This is a genomic window from Brevibacterium sp. (assembly GCF_052105255.1).
Lineage (GTDB): Bacteria > Actinomycetota > Actinomycetes > Actinomycetales > Brevibacteriaceae > Brevibacterium > Brevibacterium linens_B.
Map to the genome: position 1 here is coordinate 1 of NZ_JBQDYQ010000106.1, position 5,063 is coordinate 5,063.

The 5,063-nt window shown below is 65.6% G+C and carries 6 protein-coding genes; 5 read left to right on the plus strand and 1 reads right to left on the minus strand.

Annotation, left to right across the window (positions count from 1 at the left end):
• The first annotated feature begins 148 nt into the window (after positions 1–148).
• The 3 genes from ACTIIH_RS15860 (at position 149) to ACTIIH_RS15870 (ending at position 2,143) form a co-directional block, all read left to right on the plus strand.
• Positions 149–718: a GNAT family N-acetyltransferase gene (locus tag ACTIIH_RS15860; protein WP_441452794.1), complete on the plus strand. Its 570-nt coding sequence runs from the start codon at positions 149–151 to the stop codon at positions 716–718.
• Between the two features lie 220 nt (positions 719–938).
• On the plus strand, positions 939–1,685 hold the full coding sequence (dapB, locus tag ACTIIH_RS15865) for a 4-hydroxy-tetrahydrodipicolinate reductase (RefSeq protein ID WP_025779699.1): 747 nt from the start codon (positions 939–941) through the stop codon (positions 1,683–1,685).
• Positions 1,685–2,143: a tetratricopeptide repeat protein gene (locus ACTIIH_RS15870; RefSeq protein ID WP_441452795.1), complete on the plus strand. Its 459-nt coding sequence runs from the start codon at positions 1,685–1,687 to the stop codon at positions 2,141–2,143. The genes dapB and ACTIIH_RS15870 overlap by 1 nt, the downstream gene beginning before the upstream one ends.
• On the opposite strand, the gene ACTIIH_RS15875 is transcribed toward ACTIIH_RS15870, so the two are convergent.
• Positions 2,106–3,386, minus strand: a complete 1,281-nt coding sequence (locus ACTIIH_RS15875) for a heparan-alpha-glucosaminide N-acetyltransferase domain-containing protein (RefSeq protein WP_441452796.1) — start codon at positions 3,384–3,386, stop codon at positions 2,106–2,108. The two genes, ACTIIH_RS15870 and ACTIIH_RS15875, sit on opposite strands and share 38 nt — an antisense overlap.
• 68 nt (positions 3,387–3,454) lie before the next feature.
• On the opposite strand from ACTIIH_RS15875, the gene ypfJ reads away from it, so the two are divergent.
• Both ypfJ and ACTIIH_RS15885 read left to right on the plus strand, forming a co-directional pair.
• Positions 3,455–4,336: a KPN_02809 family neutral zinc metallopeptidase gene (gene ypfJ / locus ACTIIH_RS15880; RefSeq protein WP_441452797.1), complete on the plus strand. Its 882-nt coding sequence runs from the start codon at positions 3,455–3,457 to the stop codon at positions 4,334–4,336.
• A 163-nt stretch (positions 4,337–4,499) separates the two neighbouring features.
• Positions 4,500–5,063 (plus strand): oxidoreductase (locus tag ACTIIH_RS15885; RefSeq protein ID WP_441452798.1); only part of this gene is annotated, 564 nt, incomplete at its 3' end.

Genomic DNA, 5,063 nt, shown 5'->3' on the forward strand with positions numbered 1-5,063 from the left:
CCCTTCAAGTTGGTTTGTGTTGATCACAGTCCAACTTTCGGGGACCACTCCACGCGAGGTTGCTGGGCCGCCGTCAGGTTGTTTGAGAGTCCAGAACGAGCGCTGGCGGACCGGCGGCTGAACCCCCAACAGCGAATAAGGCGGCCGGATGAACGCAATTCTCAGACCGTGGCAGGCAGGTGCCTCGGGCGACGCCGAGGCGTTGGCTGAGGTGTACAAGCGGGCCGACGAAGCACTGCTGAGCAACATCCCCGACGACCGTACGATCGCTGGTGCCCGGACATGGCTGGAGACCATCACCGACGCCGAGGATGCCGGTGACCTATGCGCTCGGGCGATCGTTGGCGACGCTGACCGTTCAGGCCGACGAATCCTTGGAAACGTCATGGCCCCCGGGATCGAACGCCGCCACTCGAGCGCGTGGATCTCCTGTTGGTCGGTGGCCGAGGCCCGCGGCCATGGCCTGGTGTCGGCAGCGCTGCGCAGCCTCGTCGATTTCCTCCACGACGAACTCGGGATCTATCGACTCGAACTCGGCTACCGGGTGAACAACCCGGCTTCGGCCGCAGTCGCCAGGAATGCGAGCTTCATCGTCGAAGGCCGCGAACGAGAGAAACTCCTTTACGACGGCATCCGCTACGACACCGAGGTCTGCGCTCGGCTGAGTGGAGACCCGCGGCACTGCGGACCGCGCGTACCGTTCACCCCACCTCGCTGACCCCGCTCCCGCCCTCCCGAACTACCTGACGGGGGCCCAGATACCTGGCGCCAGGTTGCTGCGCCGCCGTCAGGTAGCAATTGGGAGTGTTCGGATGGTCACTGGATGTGAAGAGAACTGCCGAGGGTCGCTAGACTGACTGGCGGAGATCGTTCCGGTCGCTTCGCCTCGGCCAGACCGGCACACCTCGCAGGGATCATCGCACAAGGAGTCACAGCATATGAGCATTCGCGTAGCCGTCATCGGAGCCAAGGGTCGGATGGGATCCCACGCCGTCGATGCGATCAACGATGCCGAAGGACTCGAACTCGTCGCCGCACTCGGCAGCAGCGATTCGCTGGAGACCCTGCTTGAGCAGAACATCGACGTCGCCGTCGAACTCACCGTGCCCAAATCCACCGAAGACAATGTCCGCTTCCTCGTCGAGAACGGCATCGACACCGTCGTCGGCACCACCGGCTGGGACAACGACCGTTTGGCCCGGCTCGAGGACACGCTGAAGGACCACCCGCAGACCGCCGTGCTCATCGCCCCGAACTTCTCGATCGGTGCCGTCCTGGCCATGCGCTTCGCCGAACTCGCGGCACCCTACTTCGACTCGGCCGAAGTCGTCGAAATCCACCACACCCGCAAACTCGACGCCCCGTCCGGCACGGCGAACCACACGGCCCAGCGCATCGCCGCCGCCCGCAACGCCGCCGGACTGCCTGCCGTTCCCGACTCCACCGAATCCGATCCGCAGGGTGCACGCGGCGCTGTCATCGACGGAATCCACGTCCACGCCATCCGTCAGCAGGGCATGAACGCCCACGAAGAGATCCTCTTCGGCTCCGACGGCGAAGCCCTGACCATCCGCACGGACTCACACTCCACCTCGGCGTTCATGCCCGGCATCGTCACCGCCGTGCGGTCCATCGCCGATTACACGGGGCTCATCCACGGCCTCGAGAACATGCTCGACCTCTGATGTCGAAGGCCAAGATCGGGGCGATCATCGTCTCCGTCGTCCTCGTCTTCTACTTCGTCCTCATGGGCCAGCGGGCGTGGATCCTCGTCCGCGAACCCGCGATGATCCCCACGATCATGGGCATCGCCCTGTTCGTCCTGCCCGTCATCGGTGCATGGACGCTCATCGTCGAACTCGTCTTCGGTGCCCGTACGGAGAAGCTCGCGCGCATCCTCGGCGACGAAGGCGGACTGCCCGTCGACGACCTGCCCAGGACACCGGGCGGTAAGATCATCCGCGAGGCCGCCGACAAGGAATTCGTGAAGTACCAGGCCGAAGCAGAGGCCGCCCCCGACGACTGGCGGTCTTGGTTCCGACTCTCGTGCGCCTACGACGCCAGCGGCGACCGCAAACGGGCCCGCGCCACGATGCGCAAGTCGATCAGTCTCTTCCGGGACGGTCAGAAGCAGGGAGCATAGGCCCCGGCGACGCCGCCCGGATGACCGCTGCGATCCCGCCTTCCAACGGTCCGCGTGTGTTGACGAACGCCTTCCACACCAGCGGCAGCAGCACGAACGTGAGCGCGTGGATGACGAACTCGAGGGTCTGCTCGCCCGTCGTCGCGCCCTCCTCCATCGGATTGCCGACGATCTGCGACCGCGTGATCTCCAACAGCACGACATGCGCCGAATACACGCTCAGCGGCATCGATCCCGGTGCCGACAGCGGTGCAAGCACCCACGACCGGCGACCCAACAGCAGCGCCGCAGCCTGGCAGGCGGCGATCGTCATCAACGCGGTTCCACCCGTGGAGAGCAGATCGAACGGCGTGGCCGAATGCGGACCGGCGATCGCCAACCACCACCACGACGTTGCCGGAGTCACCCCATAGCTGCCGGTGAACAGGGCCGCCGCGAGATCCGTGCCCCACATCTGCGCAACCTCCACGAGCGCGGCATCACCGCCGAAGACATTGAGCAGAAGCCACGAAGCACCGCGACCGACGACGAAGAGCCCGAGTCCGGCGGTGAACAGCCTGAGCAGGTGGCGGCCGATGTCGAGCTTCGCCACGGCCATGCCGAGCAGAATGTACGACAGCCACTGCAGCACCGGGTAGTAGCCGGTGAGGAACAGGTCGGTGAGCATCGTCCCCGGCGTCGCGAAGTCGAAGAAGCCCATCGGCAGGTAGCTCGGTTCGAGGAGGAACGTCGAACGCACCCACATCGACACGACGGGGGAGACGACCATCCAGACCCCCGCGACCGCGAACAGCGCCCCGGCCCGCAATCGCAGGAAGAGCAGGGCGAGGGCGAACATGATCCCGTAGTTGACGAGGATGACCGCGAGCAGGCCGGAGATCGAGCCGAGGCACAGCCCGATGAGGACGATGGCCGCCGCCCGGATGAGCACGCTCGGCGCCGCATCGCGCAAGCGGCCCGATTCCGCCATCCGTGACCGGGTCGAGAGCACCAGAGAACAGCCGGCGAGGACGGCGAACAGCGCTGAGGCGCGCCCGGCGAAGACCGCCGCCCAGGTCGGCATCCCCGTCTCGTCGCCGAGCGCGAAGATGTGCGTGACCATCATCGCCAAGAGCGCGATCCCGCGGGCGACATCGAGTCCGATGAGCCGACCGTCGGGGCTGAGCCGGCGGGCAACCCTCGCCGAGGTGGCCGTGGAGTCTGCGTCGTGCGCTCGGTGAGGTTCCGCCGGGTGAGAGCTCATGGAACGATTCTCACACGACTTCACATCTGCTCGCCCGCCCCTGTCCGTTGCCGGGGTATCTTTATGCCATGACCTTCAACCCGAACGCCGACATCAGCGGCAACAGCACGAGCAGACGCGGTCGCAACACCGCGATCGTCGGCGGTGGCGGCGTGGGGATCGTCGGTCTGCTCGTCTTCCTCATCGGACCGCTGCTCGGCGTTGATGTCACCGGGCTCATGGGTGGCATCACCCCGGACGACGGCGGCAGTCAGAATCAGTCGAGCGGGGCGAGCATGTCCCAGTGCGATACGGGTGAGGACGCGAATACGAACATCGACTGCCGAATGGCCGGAGCACAGGTCGTCCTCGATGACTACTGGGCACAGAAGGTCGACGGGTACGAACCGCCGGCGATGACACTGGTCGACGGTCAGACGTCGACCGGCTGCGGGACCGCATCGAACCAGGTCGGGCCGTTCTACTGTCCGGCCGATCAGGGCGTCTACATCGATCCGAGCTTCTTCGACATACTGCGTCAGCAGTACGGCGCCTCGGCCGATGAGCTCGCCCAGCTCTACATCGTCGGCCACGAATGGGGTCACCACATCCAGAACATCACCGGCGTGATGAGCGAGCACCCGAACAACGGCACCGGTCCGGAGAGCAACGGCGTGCGCACCGAACTCCAAGCCGACTGCTACGCAGGCGCTTGGCTGGGCAATGTCACCACGCTCACCGACGACAACGGCACTCCGTATCTCGAAGAGCCCTCCAAGGAGCAGCTCGACGACGCTCTCAACGCGGCCTTCGTCGTCGGTGACGACCACATCCAGGAGCAGTCCGGCTTCGTCAATCCGGAGTCGTTCACCCACGGCTCGAGCAAGCAGCGGCAGAAATGGTTCACCACCGGATACAACGAGGGCCTGAACAGCTGCGACACCTTCGCGGTGTCGGGCAGCGAGCTCTGACTGACGGTTCCGCCCAATAGCAATCGCACCGCCACCCATCGGCGATCGACACCTCGGGAGCCGACCCTTGCCGCAGTTCGTCATACGGTGATATGAATAACTGAGGCAGCCCCATCGAGGGGCAGCCACCCAGTCCCACCCGACGATCTGATCAAGGACGATCATGTCTCAGCTGTTCCCGCACCTCTTCGCCCCCATCACCATCGGTTCCACGACGATCCGCAACCGCATCGTCTCTTCCGGCCATGACACCGTCCTCGACGATCACGGCCACATCGGCGACGACCTCGTCGCCTACCATGAAACCCGTGCGAAGGGCGGAGCCGGACTCATCGTGCTCCAGGTCTCCGGCGTCCACGAAACCGCCCGCTACACCAACCACGTCCTCATGGCCACCGACGAATCCTCCGTCCCCGGATACCGAGCCGTCGCCGAGGCGGTCCACCGTCACGGGGCCACGATCGTCGCTCAGCTCTTCCACCCCGGCCGCGAAGTCATGGACGGCGAGCGCGGAATGGCACCGCGCGCCAAGGCCCCGAGCGACGAACCGCAGGAACGGTTCAAGGTCGTCCCCGAAGCGCTGACCACCGCTGAGGTCACAGCCATCATCGCCGGCTACGGGCATGCTGCGAAGCGCATCGTCGAGTCCGGAATCGACGGCGTCGAGATCGTCGCCAGCCACGGCTACCTGCCCATCCAGTTCTTCAACCCCGCCGTCAACACCCGC

Bases quoted from the DNA above. Each gene is read 5' to 3' on its own strand.
- ACTIIH_RS15875 (WP_441452796.1), bottom strand. From the start codon at position 3,386: ATGAGCTCTCACCCGGCGGAACCTCACCGAGCGCACGACGCAGACTCC.
- ACTIIH_RS15860 (WP_441452794.1), top strand. From the start codon at position 149: ATGAACGCAATTCTCAGACCGTGGCAGGCAGGTGCCTCGGGCGACGCC.
- ACTIIH_RS15870 (WP_441452795.1), top strand. From the start codon at position 1,685: ATGTCGAAGGCCAAGATCGGGGCGATCATCGTCTCCGTCGTCCTCGTC.
- ypfJ (WP_441452797.1), top strand. From the start codon at position 3,455: ATGACCTTCAACCCGAACGCCGACATCAGCGGCAACAGCACGAGCAGA.
- dapB (WP_025779699.1), top strand. From the start codon at position 939: ATGAGCATTCGCGTAGCCGTCATCGGAGCCAAGGGTCGGATGGGATCC.